At 50.3% G+C, this 24068-nt stretch carries 16 protein-coding genes and 1 tRNA gene; all 17 read right to left on the bottom strand.

The window, feature by feature from the left end; translation table 11 throughout:
* Nucleotides 1–112: 112 nt before the first annotated feature.
* The 17 genes from LQE92_RS07285 to LQE92_RS07205 all read right to left on the bottom strand — a co-directional run bounded on the left by LQE92_RS07285 (nt 113) and on the right by LQE92_RS07205 (nt 24055).
* A tRNA-Pro gene (locus LQE92_RS07285) sits at nt 113–186 on the bottom strand.
* Nucleotides 187–337: 151 nt separating this feature from the next.
* Nucleotides 338–694 (bottom strand): 50S ribosomal protein L20, encoded by a 357-nt coding sequence (gene rplT / locus LQE92_RS07280; RefSeq protein ID WP_147596674.1) that lies wholly within the window; start codon nt 692–694, stop codon nt 338–340.
* 31 nt (nt 695–725) lie between these two features.
* On the bottom strand, nt 726–920 hold the full coding sequence (rpmI, locus tag LQE92_RS07275) for a 50S ribosomal protein L35 (protein ID WP_147596675.1): 195 nt from the start codon (nt 918–920) through the stop codon (nt 726–728).
* 48 nt (nt 921–968) lie between these two features.
* Nucleotides 969–1463 (bottom strand): translation initiation factor IF-3, encoded by a 495-nt coding sequence (gene infC / locus LQE92_RS07270; protein WP_147596676.1) that lies wholly within the window; start codon nt 1461–1463, stop codon nt 969–971.
* A 256-nt stretch (nt 1464–1719) separates the two neighbouring features.
* Entirely contained in the window at nt 1720–2481 is a 762-nt protein-coding gene (locus tag LQE92_RS07265; protein WP_331001262.1) for an amino acid ABC transporter ATP-binding protein, read from the bottom strand.
* Between the two features lie 11 nt (nt 2482–2492).
* Nucleotides 2493–3146, bottom strand: a complete 654-nt coding sequence (locus tag LQE92_RS07260; protein WP_231062332.1) for an amino acid ABC transporter permease — start codon at nt 3144–3146, stop codon at nt 2493–2495.
* 41 nt (nt 3147–3187) lie between these two features.
* Nucleotides 3188–4081, bottom strand: coding sequence for an amino acid ABC transporter substrate-binding protein (locus tag LQE92_RS07255; RefSeq protein ID WP_231062331.1), 894 nt, complete (start codon nt 4079–4081; stop codon nt 3188–3190).
* Between the two features lie 97 nt (nt 4082–4178).
* Nucleotides 4179–6008 (bottom strand): glycerophosphoryl diester phosphodiesterase membrane domain-containing protein, encoded by a 1830-nt coding sequence (locus tag LQE92_RS07250; RefSeq protein ID WP_231062330.1) that lies wholly within the window; start codon nt 6006–6008, stop codon nt 4179–4181.
* 121 nt (nt 6009–6129) lie between these two features.
* Nucleotides 6130–6444: a DUF1540 domain-containing protein gene (locus tag LQE92_RS07245; RefSeq protein WP_231062329.1), complete on the bottom strand. Its 315-nt coding sequence runs from the start codon at nt 6442–6444 to the stop codon at nt 6130–6132.
* Nucleotides 6445–6513: 69 nt separating this feature from the next.
* Entirely contained in the window at nt 6514–8439 is a 1926-nt protein-coding gene (thrS, locus tag LQE92_RS07240; protein ID WP_231062328.1) for a threonine--tRNA ligase, read from the bottom strand.
* A 29-nt stretch (nt 8440–8468) separates the two neighbouring features.
* Entirely contained in the window at nt 8469–8666 is a 198-nt protein-coding gene (locus LQE92_RS07235; protein ID WP_231062327.1) for a hypothetical protein, read from the bottom strand.
* Between the two features lie 390 nt (nt 8667–9056).
* Nucleotides 9057–9542 carry a C-GCAxxG-C-C family protein gene (locus tag LQE92_RS07230; RefSeq protein WP_231062326.1) on the bottom strand — a complete coding sequence of 162 codons (486 nt, stop codon included), beginning with the start codon at nt 9540–9542 and terminating at the stop codon, nt 9057–9059.
* A gap of 2 nt (nt 9543–9544) precedes the next feature.
* Nucleotides 9545–10273, bottom strand: a complete 729-nt coding sequence (locus LQE92_RS07225) for a DUF5131 family protein (protein ID WP_231062325.1) — start codon at nt 10271–10273, stop codon at nt 9545–9547.
* Nucleotides 10274–10320: 47 nt separating this feature from the next.
* On the bottom strand, nt 10321–11655 hold the full coding sequence (locus tag LQE92_RS07220) for a prepilin-type N-terminal cleavage/methylation domain-containing protein (RefSeq protein ID WP_231062324.1): 1335 nt from the start codon (nt 11653–11655) through the stop codon (nt 10321–10323).
* 23 nt (nt 11656–11678) lie between these two features.
* Nucleotides 11679–12083: a hypothetical protein gene (locus LQE92_RS07215; protein ID WP_231062323.1), complete on the bottom strand. Its 405-nt coding sequence runs from the start codon at nt 12081–12083 to the stop codon at nt 11679–11681.
* Nucleotides 12084–12096: 13 nt separating this feature from the next.
* Nucleotides 12097–12762 carry a hypothetical protein gene (locus tag LQE92_RS07210; protein ID WP_231062322.1) on the bottom strand — a complete coding sequence of 222 codons (666 nt, stop codon included), beginning with the start codon at nt 12760–12762 and terminating at the stop codon, nt 12097–12099.
* 31 nt (nt 12763–12793) lie between these two features.
* On the bottom strand, nt 12794–24055 hold the full coding sequence (locus LQE92_RS07205) for a discoidin domain-containing protein (protein WP_231062321.1): 11262 nt from the start codon (nt 24053–24055) through the stop codon (nt 12794–12796).
* Between the last annotated feature and the right edge of the window lie 13 nt (nt 24056–24068).

Below are 24068 nucleotides of genomic sequence, written 5' to 3'. Positions count from 1 at the left end.
TCCCGGCACTGTCAATTACGCCGGGCCCTGCCCGGAGGGCTTTTATTTCATAGGACGCACTTTTCTATGAAATAAAAAAGCAGATAAGCATCTGCTTATCTGCAATAATCAGTCGGAATGACAGGATTCGAACCTGCGACCTCTCGGTCCCTAACCGAACGCTCTACCAAACTGAGCCACATTCCGATATTCAGATTTGGTTCTGTGTATATCTCAGAACCAAATCCTCGTATACTTTATCATATATTTTACATTCTGGCAAGTGTTTTTTTTATTTTCCCTGCCAAATTTTGACTCATTTTTTTTGACGGCCTGTACACCGCCTGCCAGGGAAAAATTAAGCAAGCTTTCCCTTTGCAACTTCTGCCAGCTTCGTGAAGCCTGCCGCATCATTAACAGCCATATCAGCCAGAATCTTCCGGTTCATCTCAACGCCGGCTTCCTTCAGCCCATACATAAAACGGCTGTAAGACAGGCCGTTCATCCTGGCAGCAGCATTGATACGTGCGATCCAGAGCTGCCTGAACTGCCTCTTTCTCTGCTTTCTGCCTGCATAAGAGCTTGTCAGAGCCCTCATAACGGACTGTTTTGCTACCCGATACTGCTTGGAACGTGCTCCTCTATAGCCTTTTGCCAGCTTCAAAACTCTATTGTGTCTCTTTTTAGCGCCTAAACCGCCTTTCACTCTTGCCATTTCGGTCTTCCTCCTTTATTCTCTCAATCAATCAGTACGGTAAAATCTTCTTCATGACCTTTGCGTTCGCAGGAACGGTAACGGCCGCTTTTCTAAGATTTCTTTTTCTTTTCTGAGACTTTTTGGTCAAGATATGGCTCTTATACGCCTTCATTCTCTTTAATTTACCGGTACCGGTCTTTTTAAAACGCTTTGCTGCTGCTCTGCTGGTTTTTACTTTAGGCATGATTCTTCCTCCTTAAACTTTGTCCCAGGCATGGCGCCTGTTCTTCTTCTAACGCTTCTCCGACAAAAACATCACAAGACTTCTGCCCTCTACTTTAGACGGCTTATCTACCACTGCGATATCAGAAAGCTGCTCTGCAAAATCTTCCAGGATGTGTCTGGAGTTATTCATATGGCTCATTTCCCTGCCGCGGAACCGCAGGGTGACTTTCACCTTATTACCCTTCTCAATGAACTTCCTGGCGGCCGAAACTTTTGTATTCAAGTCATTTTCTTCAATATTAGGAGATAGACGTACTTCTTTGACTTCGACGACCTTCTGCTTTTTCTTGGCCTCTTTCTCTTTCCTGGCCAATTCATAGCGGTACTTGCCGTAATCAATGATCTTGCATACCGGCGGTTTCGCCATCGGAGCGATCTTCACCAGGTCAAGCTCCGCTTCCCGTGCCATCCGCTGCGCTTCCTTGGATGATACGATACCAAGCTGTTCGCCGTTCTCGCCAACCAGACGGACTTCTTTGTCTCTAATCTGTTCATTCACCATTAACTCGCTAATAACTCTACACCTCCATAGAATAAATAAAGTGGATAGAAGAACTATCCACTTAAAATATCACGTCACGTTTCCTCTGTAATCTCTCCAGAGAAATGAGAACTATAATAACCCAAGTCACTCGATGGTGCTAAGGTGAGAGCGGATACTCTTCTTTTCATTAACACAGCTTTTATATAATACCATGTCTGCGTTCTCTTGTCAACCAGTTTTTCCATCTATCAGTTTAATCTCTCTGCCGTAAAGTTCAGTTCTGAAATCTTGACAGGAAATCCATGGTCCTCTGGTTTTTCGGGCTGTTAATCACCTGTTCCGGCGCTCCCTGCTCCACGATCACACCGCCGTCCATAAAAATAATATGGTCGGCCACATCCCGCGCAAAACTCATCTCATGGGTCACGATCACCATAGTCATCTTCTCCGCCGCCAGGCTCCGGATAACAGAAAGAATCTCACCGGTTAGCTCCGGATCCAAAGCAGAGGTGGGTTCATCAAAGAAAAGCACCTTCGGATTCATGGCCAGCGCTCTCGCAATGGAGACCCGCTGCTGCTGTCCGCCGGACAGCTGATACGGATAAGCTCCCGCCTTTTCTTCCAGTCCCATTTTTTTCAGAAGCTCCATTGCCGACTGCGCGGCCTCCTCCTTAGACTGCCCCAGCACATGCACCGGCGCGTCCATCACATTTTTAAGGACAGAATAATGGGGGAACAAATGAAAGTTCTGGAATACCAGCCCATAATTTCTGCTGATCTCTCTGAGCTTTTTCTTAGGCGCATACACTGCCCGGCCGTTCTGCCCATCCCATACGGCTTTCTCTCCCAAATATGTAATTTCTCCGGAGTCCACCTTTTCCAGCATGACAGCACAGCGCAGAAGTGTGGATTTTCCCGAACCGGAAGGCCCGATGATCCCCAAAACATTCCCTTCATCTACCGTGAGGGAAATATCCGTAAGCACTTCCAGATCATCAAACCGTTTTTTGATATGACTCATTTCCAACAGGCTCATGACATTCCCTCCTATCTGTAGTAATTGAGTTTTTTCTCAGCAAAGCCCATGATCCCCGCTATCAGCAGATTAAAAATGTAATAGAAGACACCTGCGCCCAGATAAGGCATCATGGAGGTCCAGGATGTGGCGAGCGCTTTCGCCGCGGTAAACATCTCCACGTAGCTGATTGCGAAGGACAGAGAAGTATCCTTCACCAGCGTAATAGCTTCGTTGGTCACCGGCGGCAGAATCCGCTTGATGACCTGTGGCAGGATGATCTTCAGGAATGTCTGCGTCCTGGAATATCCCAAAAGCTTGGCCGCCTCATACTGCCCCGCCGGCATGGATTCAATGCCGCTCCGGTAGATCTCCGCAAAATAAGCCGCATAGTTCAGCACGAAGGCAATGACGACCGCCGGAAAACGGTAGGCAGAGGAAATCTGCATATTAAAGAGAAAATACGGTCCGAAATACACCACGACCAGCTGAAGCATCAGCGGCGTGCCCCGCATAATGGATATATACAATTTTGACAGATTCCGGACAAAGAAGTTCTTAGACATCCGCCCGAAGGACAGCAAAAGTCCCAGAGGCAGAGAAAAAACCAGCGTCAGAAAGAAAATCTTTACGGTCGCGGCCATGCCTGCTCCCAGTTGGGAAATCAGAAGACTAAAGCTTTTCATGGACTCCTCCTCAAAAACGCGCTCATACTATAAACGTCCGGTCATTTTCCAATGGTGGTGATGTCAGAGCCAAACCATTTCATGGAAATTTCAGACATGGTGCCGTCTTCTGCCATCTCTTCCAAAGTAGCCTGTACCTTGTCCCGAAGCTCCTCGTTGCCTTTTTTAAATCCAATTCCATATTCTTCTGTGGAGATCTCCTGTTCCAATATGACAAAGTTTGATCCGCGGCTCTCGATCTGGTATCCGGCAACCACGACGTCCATGGCAATGGCGTCCACCGCACCAGACTCAAGCTCCATAAATGCCGTATTATATTCCGCACAGGTATCAAGACTTCCAAAGGTAGCCGTCAGATCTGGATCGTCCTTGAGAGCCGCCTCGGCAGAAGAATCCACCTGTACAGTCACAGCCTTTCCCTTCAAGTCATCCCATGTGACGATGCCTGCTTCGGCATTCACTACAAAAACCTGCTTGTTGTCCAGATAAGGCTCTGACCAGGTATATTCATCCTCACGGCCGTTCATGGTAAAACCGTTCCATATACAGTCGATCGTCCCTGAATTAAGCTCCATATCCTTGAAATCCCAGGTGATGGGCTGATATTTGATCTCCAGTCCGAGTCTCTTCGCCACTTCCGCCGCAAGCTCCAGATCGAATCCGGTAAACTCGCCGTCATCGCCGACAAATCCCATGGGCGGGAAATCCTGGTCAAACCCCACCGTAAACGTACCGCTTTCAGAACCCTCTTCAGCAGCCGTCGTCTTTTCTTCCGCCTTGCTCTCACCATTATCCGCCGCCTTTGTCGTCTCATCCTTGGCGGCTTCCGTCGTCTTTTTGGCCGATGTCGTTTCTTTCGCATCCTTGCCGCCGCAACCGGCTAATGAAGCAACGATCAAGGCCGTCGTCATTAACAATACCATTAGTTTTTTCATGATAAATCCTCCCTCGTTTATTGTTGACTACGTAATAGTAGCACATTATCAGAGTAAAGTGCAAGTACTTTTCCTCTTTTTGCAGGATGAATTGTCTTCATCCCTCCATCTGCATCAAAGCACTGCTCTCCGGAAATAAAATTTTCATGATCTCATCCATAAAATCGTCCCTTTTGCCCGCCTGCTTATAATAGAAAGCGAGCTCCGGATTGTCGGTCACGATTCCGTCGATGTCCATGGACAGCAGACGCTTAAATTCTCCGCCTCTGTTGACCGTCCACACAAACGCCTGCTTTTGGCACCTGTGCAGGGAATTTATCATATCGTGATTCACAAAGGTGGCTTCTACACTGAAAATATCCACCTGCTCCAGATCATAATAATCTCCGTAGGCCACGGGAGCGATGTAGGCAGTCGTCATTTTGCTTTCCAGCCCCTTCACCTTTGTCAATAATTCCAGATCCATGGACGCGATCACGCACTGGTCTTCAAATCCATATTCTTTAATGAGCTTTACGGTCTTTTCCGCCAGCCCCTGACTATGTCCATTTTCCTTTAGCTCTATCATCAGTTTTATTTTCCCATCCGCGGCTCTTATCATATCCTCAAGCCTTGGAATCCCTGTACCCTTGAACTGCCCCGAAAACAGAACTCCCGCATCGTAAGTATCGATCTCATCCGATGTTACATCCCATACATTTTTATTCACGCCGGCAGTACGCCTGAAGTTGGTATCGTGAAGAATATACAGCTCCCCGTCCCTGGACTGCTGTACATCGATCTCCGCGTAGGCGGCCCCTGTGCTGATGGTATATTCCAGAGCGGGTATCGTATTCTCCGGCGCAAAAAGCGTCCCCGCCCGGTGAGCCACGACTTCTATAGGCTTTCGCATGATATTGTATTCCGCTGAGGCATTTCCCTGGTAATCAAAATAAAACCCCAGCGCCATTACGATCAAGATCACCTCCAGGACGCCGAGAACCGCCGTTTTCCATGAATGTTTCTTTTTTCTTTTTTCCTCCATGACTTCCAGACCCGTGCGTCTGAAATAGGAATACATGATGATAGCCAGACTTCCGGTGAACGTGATAATCTGGAATATAAAGCCCGCATACTGTTTAAGCTGCATATAATCCAGCTGGAATCCCGCCGCGGACGAGACAGAATCCGGCATAAGATAATACTGCAGACTGAGGAGCGATATCGCTCCGCACCATAGCAGAACAAATACCACCGTCACCCCTATCTGCCACATGACATAGGAAATAAGTGTTTTCAAAAAATGTTTTTTCATTAGCTTCCTGCTCTCCCGGAATGCGGAAAGAAAGCTCTTTTTCTCCAGAAGGAACACTGGTATAACAAACAGCATATAAAATACCAGGATATTGAGCCCGATAAGCGCCGCAATATAAAAATAATACAGACTGCCCTGCCCCTTAAAAAAATCAACAAAATATTCCGGTATGCGGACCTTCGTAAGGGCAGCCGGCGTAAGGGACAGGGAGGTCAGCGGAAATATCGCCAGCACAAAAAACAGCAGCGCCCAGTTTTTCGGCAAAAGCACCGGAAAGGCTTTTACAAATGCTTCCTTCCACAAAGAAAAAAAGGATAAATTCTCCTTCTTTCGGGCACAGTCAAAGTAAAGCGCCAGGGCGCTCATCTGATAGAAGATATAAAGACCGCCCAGCACGAAGCACACAAGAAGAACAAGAAGAGTAAGAGGCTGGCGCAGCCATATGAGAAGATTACCCAGTTCAATATAAGCCGCATCTATATGGGCAAGTGACTTCCTGAGCAGAAAACGGAAGAAGGGATAGAGACCAAGGCTTCCGATCAGCATATAAACGAATTCAAATAACAGCAGGACTCTCCAATTGCTGAAAATACTCCGAACTATATATGTTACATTTTGAAAATACCGTTTCATTGGCCCCCTTCTTTCCTGCAGATCTGTAATGAGCGCGGCATGGCATTTATGTTTCTGTAAAAAGGAATGCCACGAAGAAAATATCTCCATGGCATTCCTTTTTTCTCTGTCTTTCTTCCGTTTAGCGGCTGCGGTAGCTTGCACACTCCGTATGATTTGCGTTCTTCGCGCCATGTCCGGCGATGGAGATTTCCTTAGCCGTACATTTCCTTGACTCGTTGAAGATACAAGACTCTGCTTCACACTCTACATTGAGGGCATGGCAGGGGGTCTCGTACTCGTTGGTACAACATCCCTGAACACGCTCGTCAAAACTGGCACAGCAGGTCTCGCTGCAACATTTTGCATTTGCACCGTCTACCAGGATCTCTCCCTTGCAGCAGCATTTGTCGGAATTGTGAACACAGGTTTCCGCACTACAGCTCAAATTAGTCATGACTGTTCCTCCTTTATATATGGTAGTCAGAATTAGTCTGCACCAATTTCACTGTTTTATGCCCGCCTTTTATTTTTCAGTTTTCATTTTTTTAATTTCCTTCGTCCGGATCTCCTCCTGGATGGATACAAGAAATTCTTCCAGCGTCTTCTGTCCTTCGTCGCCGTCAGAACGGCTTCTCACAGACACCTTCCCATCAGCCTCTTCCTTTTCCCCCACAATCAGCATATAAGGCAGCTTCTGGAGCTGCGCTTCCCGGATCTTATAACCTATCTTTTCTGACTTCAAATCAATCTCTGTACGGATTCCTGCTGCTAAAAGGGCACCGGATACTTTTTTCGCATAATCGATGTATTTGTCGGAGATAGGCAGTACGCGCACCTGTACAGGAGCCAGCCATGTGGGGAATGCGCCCGCAAAATGTTCGATCAGGATACCGATAAAACGTTCGATGGAACCAAACGCCACACGGTGGATCATGATGGGCCTGTGCTTCTCGCCGTCAGCACCGATGTATTCCATCTCAAACCGCAGGGGAAGCTGAAAATCCAGCTGAATAGTTCCGCACTGCCAGGTCCTTCCAATGGAATCTTCCAAATGAAAATCAATCTTAGGACCATAGAAAGCTCCGTCGCCTTCATTTACCACATAGTCAAGACCCAGGTCATCCAGCGCGCCGCGGAGCGCGTCTGTAGCCATCGTCCAGTCCTCGTCGCTTCCCATGCTGTTTTCCGGACGGGTGGACAATTCTACATGATACTTGAATCCAAACAGGCTGTATACTTCATCGATCAGGCGGGCGACATCCTTGATCTCACCGCGAATCTGATCCGGCATCATAAAGATATGAGCATCGTCCTGGGTAAAGCAGCGGACACGCATGAGTCCATGCAGCTGTCCGGATTTTTCATGGCGGTGTACCAGGCCCAGTTCTCCCATCCGAAGGGGCAGGTCACGGTAAGACCTGGGCTCCGACTGGTATACCAGAATACCGCCGGGGCAGTTCATGGGCTTAATGGCATAATCCTGCTCATCGATCACTGTCGTGTACATATTTTCTTTATAATGATCCCAGTGTCCGGAGGTCTCCCACAGATGACGGTTTAAAATGATCGGAGAAGAAATCTCCACATACCCGTTTTTCTTATGGATCTCTCTCCAGTAATCCAGCAGTGTGTTCTTGAGCACCATTCCTTTGGGAAGGAAGAACGGAAAACCGGGTCCCTCGTCACTCATCATGAAAAGGCCCAGCTCCTTGCCAAGCTTTCTGTGGTCGCGCTTCTTCGCTTCTTCAATCTTCTGGAGATACTCCTCCAGATCCGCCTTTTTGGGAAACGCCGTGCCATAGATCCTGGTCAGCATCTTATTTTTTTCACTGCCTCTCCAGTAGGCGCCGGCAATGCTGGTCAGCTTAAAAGCTTTCACAGGCTTTGTTGTCATCAGATGAGGGCCGGCACAGAGGTCGACGAACTCGCCCTGCTCATAAAAACTGATAATGGAATCCTCCGGAAGGTCTTCGATCAGTTCCACCTTATAAGGCTCTTCTTTCTCCTTCATAAACGCGATCGCCTCTTCTCTGGGCTTCGTAAACCTCTTCAGCGGAAGAGCCTCCTTCACGATCTTTTTCATTTCCGCTTCAATCTTCTCCAGATCTTCCGCGGCAAGAGGTTCTTCACTGTCAATATCATAATAAAATCCATCGGATATGGAAGGCCCGATGGCCAGTTTTACATCAGGATACAAACGTTTGATAGCCTGAGCCATGATATGGGAGGCGGTATGGCGGAACGCCGCTCTTCCCTCTTCATCGTTAAAGGTCAGAATATTCACGCTGCAGTCCTTGTCCACTGCCGTCCTCAGATCCACGGCCACTCCATCCACTTCACCGGCACAGGCTGCTCTGGCCAGGCCCTCGCTTAAATCTGCCGCAATCTCAATAACGGATTTCGGCTCACTATACTCTTTCACCGATCCGTCTTTTAAAGTAATCTTCATTTGTTTTCTCCTTCTTCTCTATATATGCCTTATTTGTCATCCCCGGAGGCGTCTTCGCAGAGCTCCCAGTCATTGTCTCTTAAAAACAGAATCTTCTTTTTTGCCGGCGACAAAAACATGCCGGCGATGAATCCTGCCATTAATGTGATCATAAGATACAGTGTCTTGTCTTTCTTGCTCCAGTCACTTTCCAGCCAGGCTTTGCATAAACATTTCTTACATTTCATGGTTTCTATACCTTCCTTTCCGCTGCAGCGAGGTCACTATGCGCACCGCAGTGCGATCCTGCGGAGCATTTTTTATTACATAGGAAACTTCGTTCCCTATGTAATAAAAAATCCCCTGCCACGCACACTGCACGACAAGGGACGAATTAACTTTTAATCCGCGGTTCCACCCTGATTGATTCCAGGAATCCACTTAAGCGGCGGTAACGGCGCCTGCCGGGCTGTATTAAAGCCGCTCCGAGCTGGTCTTCGATATGCTCTCCTGTAAAGGGCTTCCACCTTAAATCCCTTCTCTCTGGACATTCCTGCATCCTACTGGTCTCATCAACGTATTCCCATATTTGATATAGACATAATTATATCACTACGCCTGAATTTGTCAACGAGGTTTTAATAAAATTCTTTTTCCAGAATCTCCGCAGCGCACCGCACCAGTTCTTTGCAGGGACGTTTTTTATAATATTCGGCGGTGCGGTAAGACGGCGCCGCTGTCTCGGCCTTCTTTTCCGTGTCCGTAAGTCCCAAAAGCTCGCCGCAGATGATGCTCCCGTTTTCTTTCCGAAACGCTTCTGCCAAACGGCGCATGGTTTTATAGTTTTCAGTCTTTGCCCGCTGGTTCCCGCAGTCTGTGTTTCCGGTCTCCAGGCCGCAGACCAGGGCCATCCCAGACACTGCCCCGCAGACCTGCCGCATCCGGCCCATGCCCCCTCCAAAGGAACATGCCAGACGGAGCGCCGTTTCCTGCTCAATCCCGTATTTATCGTAAAAGGCAAGGAACACCGACTGGCAGCAGTTATATCCCTGGCTGAAAAATTCCGCGGCCCGTTCCGCACGGCTGCATTCTGCTCTATTTCCATCCTTTGGTCTTCTCTCCATGTCTATCCTCCAAATCTATAATCCACTCCCGCCCTGGCCGCCTGTTCCATCTGGTCCTTCCTCTCGATATGATAGACCTTGTTTCCTTTTTTGAACTTTGCCCCTGTCTGCTTAAAGTGAAACGGGACATCATATTTCACACACTGTTCCATAGTGGAAAGAATCCAGCCAAAATCACAGAGTCTCGCTCCGGAGCCTGATTCCCCGCCGCAGATGACCAGGCCTATCTTTCCCGATGCCAAGTACGGCTCAATACAGATGGATTCCAGCATGGGCTCATGGACGATTCCCCTGTGGCGGATGGGAAGCTCCAGAAAAACCGGGAGACGCTCGTCTGCCCTCCTCTGGTCCTCACAAGTGCACATGATCTCCACATTCCCGTACCCGTCTCCCCAGTCAGTGGGAAGCCCGGAATAAAACCGCTGAATCCGTTTAGTGATAATGATGAAGAACAGGTCCTGTCGTTCCCGTATCATGCCCCAGGCATCTTCCCTCCATGTATCCGCTTCCTCCAGAAAAAAATCTGAAGTCATGCAAGTATACACTGGCTCTCCGTCATACTGGAGCTTGTATTCTTTTTTTCTGTTCTTCTGCACCGGCAGGGCAAAACCGGCTGTCTTGGAGACCAGGCTGCTGTCCTTTCCGAATTCCGCGTCCCTGCGGTATACGTAACAGTTCGTACATCCGGGCGACAGCTTCCGGCACCCATGCCATGGATTCCAGACCGTCATACGCTCACTCCTTCCCGTCAGCTCCGCACTTTTTACTTGTTCAAAGACTAAGCCCGAATATCTTCTTCCTTATGATCTCCGTAATAGCCCCAATGATTTTTCTGATCCTGCCCATCGTGATAATTATATTTCACACCCATCAGTTTTTTCCGTTCCGTATCAAAATAAAGGTTTATCTGTTTATATTCTTCCGAATAGTTTTCCCCCAGAGCCTCTAAAAGTTTCTTACTGTCAGAGTTATTGGACAAAACTTCGTTGTTGATGTCGATCATCCGGTTGTTTTTATCTCCCGTCACAGCTTCTGCAAAATTTTTCAGATCACCTTTGTCGATATCAAGACCGCATCGGTAGACAGTAATATATTTCCTGCCATTGTTTTCCGTGATCTTGTAATATACCGTTCCGGCTGTTCCATTTTTGTCCACGATCTGCGTCTCATTCCATCCGGAGCTGAAATATTCATCAAGGGCTTTTACCAGCGAATCCATATCTTCCGTCCCGTCTGTAAAATCCATATCAGAAGGTTTTCCGGGCGCAAGCTCACCGGAAGGCTCTGTAGGGGATTCTGTGGTGGGCTCCGTCGAAGGCTCCGTCGGTTCCGTATCCGCTTCCACGGGATCTGTCCCGCCTCCGGAACCGTCTTCATCGATGATTTTGTCAAAATCTGCCGGTTCCGAGAAATTATAACACTCCACATACCGGACAGCTTTATAGCTTCCGTACCGTCCGCTCTTTATTTTAAGCTCCACTTTTATCACATTTTTGGGATAGACCGTTCCAGTCGGATCCGCCTGAGAAAACCGGAGCGTTTCGACACCGTACCCCATATAGGACGCTTTATCAAAGGTCCAGTCCACCGCCTCATAACGGGTGACCCTTGTCTCGCTCCCGCCGGCGCCGGGTACGCTGCTCAGCACCGCATAATAATAGATCAGAAGCTGATTACCAGCTCCCTGATACGCTTCTGTACTGAGATCTGCGTTTTCCGGATCCCTTATCTCCTCCTTTGCAAGGGCCGTGGTGATGCAGATATGGCTCCCTGTTCTGTCATAGAGCTCGATCACCCGGCCATCTCCGTATATTTTCAGAGTCTTGTCTTCGCTCTCTCCCGTCCCCCTTGCAATACTTACCTGGGCTCCTTCAATCTCACCGGTGATCTTATCCAACAAGGTTTCCGTAACCTGCCGGCCATAAGACGCTCCCTTGACCTGATAATATACTCTCATACAGGAAGCAATGACCTGGCAGGAAAGCGCAAGAAACAAACCTAAAAGTGCGAAGGCCACTACAAGCTCCACAAGGGTCACTCCGCCTTTGTCTCTCAGAATCCTCCTTTTATTTCTCTTCTTATCCACTTTCCCATGATACCTCTTGTCTGCCATCCTTCATACCCCTTGCGTTTCTGCTAATCCGTCGCTGCTTCGCTCTCCTGGCTTTGAAAGGAGTACATTTTCAGACCAGTCTCCGTATCCGTATAAACCTGAAGACCAGTCTTTGGAAGCTCCAGGCTGGCGCCCTTCGCCTTGTTCCCCGCAGCAGTCTTTTCTGTATCCACCGAAAGGCGTAATGTCAGGCCGCCAATTTCCGATCTTCGTTTTCTGTTCTCTGTCTTATAATAGTTCTCATTGAAAGTCTCATACCTTGCGGTCATCTGCTGGGACCGTTTCAGCATATCAGCCGATACCGCGATCACCTTGGAAAACATCACCACCATGATCATCACGATCAGAAAAGCCACCAACACCTCCACCATAGTAGAACCGGCCGTATCTGTTTTTTTGCTCTTTTGTCCTATTATGCTTTTTTTCATACCGGTCTCCTTGTCACTCTCTGATATTCAGGCTCCAGCTCCATATCTTCTCATTCTCAATGTAATTCCCATTGGGATTCACTCCCTGTCCCGCCGGCGTATAGCTTTCCTCCGGCGCATCGTTGTAATCGGTACTCCCTACGATCAGCTCATAAGCAGATGTTATGGTGCTCTCCTGTCTGCCCTTTCTGCAGCTGACCCGTATCACCAGAGGAGTCCCTGCTGCCTCAGCCCCAGACTCACTTTCCCAGTAGATCATCACGGAAATATCATCCATGAGTTCCGCCCCGTCCAGGCCGCTATCGGATGGGTCCAGCTTAAAATACCGGTACGCGTAGGCCGCGGTATGACCCCGCTCTTCTGCGTTGAAATAAGGCCAGCTGCTCTGCCAGACATTGTATCTCAAATAAAACCAAAGAGGGCAGCTTCCCTCAATTAATGCCGTTTCCTGTTCCCTGTAGGACGCAAAAGGCGGAATGGTGATTTCTTCCTCCAGGGCCCTGCTCAGGCTCTGGGCAAGCTCCCTGCACTGAGCATCATTCTGCTGTTTATTTACTGTATGGAACAGAGAATAAGAGATGAGCAGCAGGGAAAGGCTTAAGAGCATGACCACCGCCATGACCACTACTGCGCTGAGGAGCGCGGATCCGTCTTTTTTTCTCAGATTTTTAACACTCATCCTCTGTCTCCTTTCCCTGCATAATTACTGCTTATGATGGACTTACGTATGCCCTGACCTGGTAATTTGGATCTTCCGGCACGCCCCGGATCTCTGTACTGTTTTCAAACCGAAATACCTGTAAACCGTCTCCTGTATCCACTGTCACGGTATCATCCGGCACTGTAAGGGTGAAGCGGTACCCGGAAGAAGTCTCCGTAACTGAAACAGCCACCTCCACCGAAAGTGTTCCTGAAGTCCCTCCACTGTTACTTTCTGCCGTCAGCGTGGCAAGAACATAGGTCCCTGTCTCCAGACCAATCCTCCCTGACTGGCCGCCAGACAGAATGTCATAGCCTGACGCTTTCGCATTCGACATCCAGCTATAAGTCTTTCCAGGCAGATTTGAAACGGATTCTGACCTGTTCTCTTTATTTATGATCCCGTTCAATGAGGATACGGAAGTCTCTGATACCACAGGAGCCTCTAAAATGAGCTCCGGCAGAATGCCGAGAGACACCCATTCTGTCCACTCACTGAGTCCTCCTGTTTTCATATCCACAGAAGCAGCCCGCACATCCAGAGTCTTTCCCGCAAAAGCGGCGTATTCTCCGTCCGATAAAAGAAGAAGTGAGGAAATATCACTAGTCCCCGCGCCTGCGGCGCTCAGCCGTCTTCTGCTGTATACACCGCCGGCGCCGTCTTTGACAGAGACCTCAAAGACCAGCCATTTATCCGATACGGCTGAAATCTCATAGGCGGTTCCAGGCCGTGAGGAAGCGCTCAGGCTCACCGTCAGAGACGGCGCGGGCTGAAATTCTTCCCTTGTCTCTGCCGCAGTTCCGTGCTCGCCGGCTGCACCTGCAGTCCGGTACCATCCCGCTATTTCAGAGTTCTCATACCACTCCAGATTCTCCTCAGAAACCCTGGTGCGCGCCGACACATGAGCCGTAAACAGGAAAGCGCTGTCAAAATACGCACTGTCGCCGCTTCCCACCGATATGACATCCGGAAGTATCAGTGTAAACACGCCGTCCGCCCACTGGAACGCTGATATGGCTGTGACCTCTGATGCGGAATCAGCAGCGGATTCCCAGGCCGTTCCGGTATAGGGAAGTTTTACATAAGCCGTCTCAGGACCGACATCGCCCAGATAAACCGCCAGATCGTCGGCCATGCAGACAGGCGCATTCGGATCCATCCAGTTTTCCCTTTGAAAAGAAGGAACGGAGGAAGAATAAAACACATGGTATCCCCCTGCTCCATTTTTCTCCAGATAGATCCAGTCCGCATAATAGACCGTATGATCCTCCGCCGTGCCGGTTATCTCAGAATCCTCCCCAGCTCTTACAAGCTGTACCTGGTATCCGTCTCCATAGCTCTGTTCCTTGAAGGTAAGAGCAGTCTGTGAAACGGCCAGATCATCCGTGCCTGCTTCGGTCTGGGAGAAATCCCCCTTCCATTTTCCGTCCATGTAGTATAATGTCCTGGCGCCCTCTTCCATCTCCGGAGCGCTCGTTTGTATACGCGGGATACGAATCCACTTATAATTTACGGTTCCATCTGCCGCCTCATCCTCATCGGACCACATGGAGCTGACATTGCTGTCGGATACGCTCCTCATGGCAATCTTAAGCCATTTTCCTGCATAATCCGCCGACAGACTTTCCATCGTATATTCAGACCGGAGGAAGTTTCCTCCCATCGAGGCTGCGGAAGCTTTCGTGATCACTGTCTCAATCGCCCCGTAGTTCCAGTATCCCGCCTGACTGCCGTCACCGTCTCCTGTATACATGATTTTTTCCGAATCAGCGTCTTCTCTGCTGTCATAGACGGCCGCCGCTATTTCATATTTCCCCTGCAGGATTCCGCTCTCTGACGTCGGTTCAAATACCAGCTTTATACCGTCTGCCACAAGTTCTTTCTGGGTCATAAAAGGTTTTTCAGTTCCATCCGCTCCCTGGTCCCCGTGTACTCGGTACGCCGGGCTTCCTGTCATCTCCTCCACATCCGGCACATCCAGTCGGCTGGGAAGCGTCATACTGCGTATCACTCCCTTGGATCCGTCCCGGTAGATTCCGGCATCCGCTGCGGCCAGGGCTTTCACAGAAATATCCAGCGTCTCGCCGCGTTCATAGTCGTTCAGATCGATCATTCGGGTCAGAACGTCTCCTCCGGCATCTTGGCTGTCCTTCGATATCTCAAAAATCCAGACTGTCTCCAGACTCCGTTCCATTGTCCAGACAGAATCGTTTTCGCTCTTCTTCCATTGGATGATCATGGTCTTACTTATGGAAGCGCCGGCCGTATCCTCATTCCAGGAATAAAGGATTTTTCCTTCCTCCTCTGCCGACTGGACTCCAGGTTTTCCACCGTACAGCGCCATGAGTGCCTGCCTTGCCGCCTCAAATTCATTCTCATCCGCATACGTACTTACTGCCCCCGAATCCTCTTCCGAGCGCTCTGCCGTCACCTGATACCCCGCCAGCTCACTCCGTTCCGCCGTCGGTATGCCGTCCCATGTCACGTCATAAAGAAGTGAATTCTTCTCTACGATTCCACTTTCATTTCTGTGCAGAGAAACAACCGGCTTTGCAATCTGCGAAAATCTAAGTTTGAATTCACAAGTCTTCACTGCTCCTGCCGGAAAAATCTCCGTCATGCCGCTTTGGCTTTCTTTTCCTCTCCTGCTGACGGATATCTCTGCTTTTTTATAATTCCAGGAAGTGATGTCGTAGATCAGGCTGTTTTCTCCGTCCGTCCCTGTGACATAGACTCCTTTATCCAGCTGTACAGCTATGCCGTCGGCAGTATATCCCACGATCACATAGTCATAAACGGCTCCGCTTTCATAATTCCGGCCTCCTGACGTATTTTCATATCCGTCCTTATCAAGATCCCAGGTGAGGACCAGGAAATCTTCATTGGGATCTCCGTCTGTCCCATTCTGTCCATGGTCATTGACGCGGACGACAGGAACAGACGCTTTTATCTTTTCCTCATTCAGGCGGTAATAAAACACCTGAGTCTGTTTCCCCTGCCCAGAATCCGGATAATCGAAGCTTTGATGATTGTTGTACTCCAGAAGAGAATTGTAATATAAAGTATAGGTGCCGTCGGATGCCAGCTCGATCACAAATCCGCCGGCCAGTTTCCCTGACTCGATCAAATGAGTTCCGGTCACTGCGTCTGTCACCTGTCCGTTTTCAGCCACATAAAGTTCTTTCAGTTCGTCCCTAGAAAGTCCGACAGCCCCCATCTCTGTTTTAAACGCAGAAATATCTACCGTATGGCCGGTATATACAATGTTATTTGACATCATGGACGGATAGCTCCTCACCATCAGTTCTCCGTATACGGACTCATCCAAAAGCTCCTCAGGAAGGGAGCTTAAGGAGGTAGGCACTGCCGAAGAAGTAGTGTCTGAAGTACGCAGCTGAGAGCTGGAAAGCACTACCGGCACTCCCAGTTCTTTGTCCAGTGCTGTCAGCTCTGACCGCATATACAAAATATATTTATTGTGCCTGATCTTAAGCTGATAGCTGAGGGTATCGGAAGTGATTCCCATGAAGCCGACGCCGTTTCCTGCATCCGGCTTCAGGCTGACCTGCGCGAAATCCGTGTCGCCACTTTTATAACTGTCGGAAACCGGCGCCATGGATTCCCTCAGCTGTTTCACAGAGCTGGTAAATGTCTTTTCCTTGTGAACCGCATAGGAAGAAAACAGGCAGTTGCCCTCGCTTCCCCCAAAATATCCCTCAGATTTTCCGGACTGCGCCGTAAAGGACAGATCTGTCCCGCCCGCATCCACGGTGATCTGAATGTTTTCCATATCCGCTTCCACATCGGCGCTTCCCCTTTCCTGCAGAAATGTCCGGTACTCTTCCTGATTGTCCAGGAACGCCTGATATTTCAGATCAGAACCGTCCCTCACCAATTCCAGATGATACTGAGGAACCGGCAGCACATCCGCGACCGCCTGCTCCGCCGGATCAGAATAAGATGACCAAATCTCCGATACCCCGCCGTTTCCGTCAATAGTATTGGCTCCGGCACGCACGCGGAATACGATCTTACGGACAGCATCGCCGTCTATGGAGGAAACGGGAAGCTGAACCGACGTATCATAGACGGTATCCTGTTTCACCGACAGTTCTCTGCCGTCCGCTCCGTAATAAACAGCTTCATATTCATAGAATGCCGCTTTCGGCACACGGATCCATTCCGCCTGATATACGGCATTTCCCACATCGGCCATTTTGATCCCATCCGGAACACCCAGACTGGATATGGTCTCAGAGGCATCCACATCAAAATAAGGATCATCCGCCAGGAATACCTGGTAACGGATGTTATCTTCTGCATCTCCCATAGACCTTAAGGAGGTATCTGAGGACACATTTTCTGTGAGGAATTCTTTTTTAGGGTTCATGGAAAAACCCGGAAGGCCCAGCGTCACCTGCTCCCCGTCTGTGCCGACAGCAAGACGATAGGCACTGCCCTCCCCCATTTGCAGCACATTGGCGCCGGTGCCTCTTCCCCTGCCGCTGTCTCCGGACGCTTCTCTATAACGGAAGGTCTCATATCCAGCCCCGCTGTAAGTGCAAACCGTGCCGCTCTGTTTATAGGACAGACTGCTGTCTGCCCCATCGTACTTCGTACAGGTCAGACTGCCGTTTCCGAAGTCAGCATAGCCCTGGCTTCCGTCGTAATCCTGTCCGGAAACCGTCCCTTTAAAATGCGCGCGAATCAGGCAGGCGTTGGTTCCCGCGCCTCCCTTTTTAATGGACCTCGTGATCACGATCTGCACTCTGCGCGCTTCCACAGGGCTTCCGGCATTCACCGTCTCTTTGGAATCCGCCGTAAAGTTCCCGGAGGAAGCGTTATCCATGGAGGCCAGCTCTTTCCAGGTTCCTCCCTCCGTATAAGAGCTGTAATACACGGTATAGTCCGTCACACGCCCGTCATTTCCATTCCTGTTCCAGTAAAGATCCATACTGTTCAGCTCTATGGCCGTACTGAATGTAAAGGTATAAGACAGAGAGATCGTTCCTGACTGGGTATTGGAATAATAAGAACGGTCTCCATCAGAAAGGCCTGATGTATCCAGCACCAGCTTTCTCATGAATTCTGGCTTCAGTATGCCCGGCGCATCGATCTTTTTCACATAAAAAGTGTTTGGCGCCTGACTGGTCTCTTTTCCGGCCCCGTCATAACAGATGAGTTCCGTCCCCGCCTGAGCATCGGACAGATAATAGTTGTTCGAATCTCCCACATTTTCCGAAATCGGACAGACCGTATCCGCAATGCCAAAACATTTGGATACCGTCAGACCGCTGGTGTTTTTTGCCGCGATTCCGCAGATGCTGCCTCCGCCGATTCCATAGCCATAATTATTACAGGCTGTAATATACGATCCATTCACGTAATTTGTGATGGATCCCGTGATTCCGCCGCAGTTATCCCCTGATTGGATCAGGCCGGTGTTGACACAGCTTTGAAGCTGCATGTATACAGCCTTTCCTCCGTAGGATGCACCGACGATGCCCCCTGAACGGCTGCCGCGGATTGTGCCGTGGTTCTCACACCGCACCGCCCTGGCTGCCGTAGACCGGATATCGTAGAGCATTCCGACGATACCGCTGCTCCCCTCATTGCCGTCCGACTGTATCTCTCCATAATTGACGCAGTCTGAAATAGTCCCCCCATAATATTTCCAGATGCCGACCATACCGCCGACACGATTAGCGCCTCTGACCTTTCCGTAATTTTCACAATAGCGAATAGACCAGGTGCTTCCGGTGGCGCATTCCAGCCTTCCGATGATTCCTCCGGTACCGTTGGAAGCCGGCACGGTCTTTTCTACCGCCGCGCGGTTAATACAATATAAGGTATCCTTCGCCGACGCACTGTAGCCTATGATGCCTCCGCAGCCGTTGTCCTGACCATTCTGAGGCGCGAAGACTGCCCATTTCTTTCCTGTGGCAGCGTATGTGATCCCGCCGTTCTTCCGGTTGTAACCGGTAATTCCTCCCACATGACCCCTGTAACTTTCCACGATGACGCTGGTATCATCCCAGTTGTCCGAATAGGTCCCGTTTACAAAGCCGATATCCGTGATGGTCCCGTTATTCAGACCGGCGACGCCTCCCGTATGGGCGTAGGCGGAAGTATTCGAACCAGTTCCCACATAAACACACCCGGCAGCATTCTTCACTTCATCGAGCTTGCTGTTCCCTTTCAGGCTGACCTGGTATTCTCCGGCAGATGTACCGAACACAATCCGGCTCACAGACGACCCCTGCCCGTTTACACCGGTCACGCCGCCGATGTTGGACACATTGTTGGGATCACCGGTACCAGTGACCTTCGCCACATTCACCCGGCAGTCAGAAATACTACCGCCGCTGCCCGCATCGGAGCTCCCGTTTATCCCGGCTATGCCGCCGTACCCGTATATCTTCGCTCCATTTGTCTCAAAGTCTGTGTTGGGATTATATTCCGGCGTGTTCTGCGGATCATTCGCCGTGCCCTCCACGGTTCCGTTGAACTCATAACGGCGGATGGCGCCGGTGTTGCTTCCGGCAATCCCTCCCAAGTTCCCGTAATAGGACATGTTCGTCTGGATAAAGGAAAGCTGTGCGTAGACACGGCTGTATTCCGGATTGGTTCCTTCAATGGTCCCTGTGTTCTCACCAGAAACGCCTCCCATGGAAACATCCGGGACGTTGGAGAGAAGCTCTGCCGCTTTTCCGTTCTCCCCCACGCTGCATCCGGAAACTATTCCTGTATTCCGTCCGCTGATTCCGCCGAGAGCTCCTCCTCTGCCTCCGGCGGGGTTGGTGAGCTTCACCCCAGAAACGCTGCTGTCCGCTATGGTCCCGTTGTTTAAGCCGCTGATTCCGCCGGCATATTTTCGTCCCATGAAGGAAAGCATCCCGCTTCCTGTCTCTTTCTGCACCAAGCAGCCCTGAATATTTCCGTTGTTCACTCCGGCAATGCCGCCTCCGATGCCGTTGGACGCCGACACGGTTCCATATCCTTTACAGCCCTGTATGGTTCCCTGGTTCTGCCCGACGATACCTCCCGCATCTCCGCTTTTCGCTGAAGAAACACTTCCCCGGTTAATACAGCTCCGAATCGTTCCGCCAGTACCGCTGTCTTTTCCGATGATCCCTCCGGCAGCGCCGTCTTCCGCGCTTACGGACGCCTCATTCTCAAATCCTTCTATCAGATCTGCCTTGCTGTCTCCCGCGATGCCTCCCACATTTCCTGTTCCGGAAACAGAGCCCTCCAGGCGGACCGTTCCTGCTCCCTGACCCGGCCCAAGATTCCCCTCCGTGGTTCCGGCCACCCCTCCCACATTGCTGCCGGAGGATGTGACGGTTACAGAAATATCCTGGTTCAAAGTGAGGAAAGCTTCTCCATAATGATATCCGGTGATACCTCCCACATTTCCTGTTTCACCGTAGGCCGTCACAGAAGCTCTTTCCACAACCGTGCCGTCAATGGTCCCGAAATTCTCCGCGGCAATTCCTCCCACAAAGTTTCGTCCTGTAACGGTTTTCTTTTCGAATCTGCCGTTTTCTATGATCCCGCCTGCTTTATTGACGCCGGTGAGACCGCCCACATAATCTGAACTGCCGCTCCCAATACTGGAAACGCTGCAGTTGCGGATGATGCCTTCATTTACTTCGCAGAGGCCGCCCACATAAGTTCCGGAAGACACCACATCTCCCACGTCCTGGTTCCGGCAGGCATCCAGCACCACATTCTTTTCCACTTTTCCGATGATGCCGCCTGCATAGGAATATGAAAACATTTTTCCGTCATAAGTCCGCCTGCCCGGCTGCTCCGTCCCGTTTTCTATGGATCCTGTCGCTGTGACCGGAGTCAGGTTCACCACGTCCTGAATCAAAAGAAACGTATCCTTATCGCTGTAACCGACTACTCCGCCGGCGTAGATCTGTGCAGTGATTCCTCCGAATTTGCTCTGTGTCCCCGAACCTTCTTCCATTCCGCGGATGACAAGCCTTGCGCTCCCTGTCTTCAGCCCGCTGCCGTCCAGAATTCCGGCAATCTCCTCCAGGCTGGCATTTTTAAGTTCTCCGGCGCTGGTTTCTGCCATGGCCCGGATCTCCTCCCTGGAGGTATCGCCGGCCACCAGACGGTTATAACCAATAAAGCCGCCTGCAAAAGCATCTGCCGTCAGCTTGCCAAGGAAATTGTCAGTCTGGAAAGCCGCGCTGATCTCCTGCTCTGCAGCGAGGACATTGCCTCCCACGGTTCCGCCCACGCAGTAGGTGCCGGTCACTTCATTGGGGTCGGCGCTTATGGAACGTCCCTGTCCGTTCTCATCGGCAAGCAGGGCCAGTGAAGCATTGAAACCGGCATAACCGCCTGCATAGCAGCCGCTTCCTTTTATATAACCGCCTGCCACTTCATAATCCTCAATAACAGCATCCACGTCGTTGTATCCGGCTATCCCGCCCACAAAATTCCGGCCGGCCACATAGCATACCACCGACAGAGCCTTTCCCTGTCCGGAAATAACGGCGCCGGAAAGATCCCGGGCCGTATTGCCCAGTATCCCATTGTTATACCCGGCAATTCCCCCGGCATAATCGCCGCTCAGAGAAGCCGCCGCTGAAAGTTTTTCTGAGACAGAGCCTCCGTCCACCTCACTGCTGCAGGCAAAAATGAGTCCCGTATTGTAACCGGCAATCCCTCCGGCATATCCGTCTGCTGCCAGAACGACACCTTTGTTCGTCCAATTTTTGACCTGGAAAGACAGGTTTCTGTCCTCTTTCGGTATAAGGATGCCGTTATCATCCTGTTTCCAGACGCCGGCGCTGCAGCCCACTATGCCGCCCACATAAGAACTGCCGATAACATTAGCTTCATTCACACCGCTTTTTCCATGTCCGGTGCTGCCGTCTATCCCAGTTTCAGAGCCTTCACTGAAGCCGGCAATGCCGCCCACATAACGCCACCCAAAAATATAGCCTTCCTTCCCGGTCTCTTCTTCTGTGCTGCAGGATTCAATGGAAGCAGACTTATTATATCCCACTATGCCGCCCACATAGACTCCGCGAAGTCTTTTTTCCAGACCGGCGCGATCTCCCAATATCTCCTCCAGATACGAATCTGTGTACTGAGGAGAACTGATACAGTCCCTTATGATCAGTCCGTCATGATCTCCGGTAATATTTTCGCTGTATCCTGTTATTCCTCCTATATATCTGGCCTCCGCGGGATCATCCCCAGACGCTTCCACCGGTCCGTAATTCTGGCAGCCTTCCACGAGGATCTCGCCGTCCTTTTCTGCTTTCAGCCTCCCTACAATGCCTCCTACGTAAACGTTCCCTGTCACGCGGGCGCGGTTTACCAGACCGTCGTAAATGACCGTCTCATTTACATCATTTTCCTGTGCTCCTGTGATTCCTCCCACATCCTCTGTTCCCGTCACCGTACTCGGATGTGTGGAAGGTTCTGAATCCAGAACCGTCAGATCCTCCAGCGTTCCGCTGTTCACACCACAGAACGCCCCTGTCTGCTCCTCTCCTGACACGGTGATACGGTCCAGGGAAATGTATCTTATCACGCCTGCATTTTTCAAGAACAGCCCTGCGGGCCTGATTCCCGTCCCGTCGCCATAGAGCCCCGTCTCCTGGTTCCGGCTCACGGAGATTTCAATTCCGCCGATGGTATGGCTTTTTCCGCCGTTCCCCTCAAAAACGGCGCATTCCCTAAGCTGCTTAAAAGAAGGAAAACCGGCTCCGGATACGGACCCCGTCTCACCATATTCATTCGTCTCAAACAGGCTGCCGCTCTCAGCGAAGATATTCCAGTCCACATCGGAGGTCAGCTGATAAATCACCCTGTCGGCCGTCTTAAGGTCTTCATAGCCCTCCACTTCCCTCTGTTCCTCTGAATAATCCTCCATATAGCGGATATTATACAGATGCCGTCCGTTTTCAACGGCATATGAAGCCACAGTATGGTCCTGTGCCGAAACAGAACGCACACTTCCAAAATAAGCATTCTCCAAATTGCTCTGCTTTTTCGCAGTCGTCTTATAATAAACGCCGGAGCCCTGAACGGTACAGTAAATATCCTCCGCCTTTATGCCGAAGCGGCGGAAGCTGTAAGTGGACTTGAATTTGCTGAGATCAGGTGACAAAGTATCCGTCTCTCCCGTAAGCGCCTCATATACATCATAATAAAGAGAACTGGTGGCTCCCAGATCCGCCGCGTCCAGTACCACACGCACCGTCCCGTCGCTTTCCACCCAGGCGGGAATTTCATAATCTCCCAGCTTCTGCGCCGTCGGATTCTTGCCGTTTTCATCATAGCTGTATCTGGTCACACCGCATGCGACCTCCGATTTAAACAGTTCATTTTTCAGCCGGCTTCCGTCCAGAGTGAATACTAAGAGGGGATTCTTGGTCCCTTTGGCGCAGACCGCGATCTCATAGACCAATTCCTGAGTCGCCGTCTTCACCTTAGTCAGCCGGAAAGAGAAATTTAAAGTATCTTCATTATTCAGTCTGACCTCACCGATGGAAGGCTTTTCCGTCTTGGTGCTGGTGGCTCTGGATAAAGTATCCACTCCATAATAGCCTATCATCCGCGCTTTACGGTAGTCACTCTTTCTGTTGGAAATATCCACGGTATTCCGTTTGGCCTTGTTGTCCGGATTATATTCAAATCCTGTGCTTTTGTCACTGTAAAGGACTGCAAACACCTGGCCGTCCTCCGGAGTGAACTCCACACAGACAGCAGCGTTAAGTATAGAAGTATCATAAAGATATGCCGACAGCATATCATAGAGGGCCGTCATTTCCTTTCCGGCGTTTCCTGCCAGATAGTTTTGATAATCCTCCTTTGTTCCGATCAGAGAGCATATCTCTCCTTGATAGCGGGATGCGTTGGGCCTGGTGGTATCCTTGTCGCTTTCAGGCCAGACCTCAGATAACTTATACGGTTCTCCGTCCATTCCCTTAAGCTTTGTGACATCCAGAACATGCTCATATTCCCCTGCTTCGTCTGAAACAGCAGCCTGAAGCTCACTCAGCCGGCCGTTCTCACTGTATTCTGTCAGCTGGTTCTGGGCCGCCACAAAAATGGTCTGGGCATATTCATTCTGTCTTTTAAAATCTGTAAAACTCAGCCATCTCGTGATCCCAAAAACAGTGGCCCCCGCAAGAATCAAAAGGATCACGATCACGACAATCAACTCAACCAGCGTGTATCCACCCCGGCTGTTTCTTCCCGCTTTTCTGTTCTTCCCCCTGATCTTCAATGCTTTCATGATTCTCCCGCTT

Source organism: Lientehia hominis, assembly GCF_021044755.1.
GTDB classification, from domain to species: Bacteria; Bacillota; Clostridia; order Lachnospirales; family Lachnospiraceae; genus Lientehia; species Lientehia hominis.
Note: the sequence above shows the minus strand (reverse complement) of the source record. Positions and strands in the feature narration are given on the sequence as shown.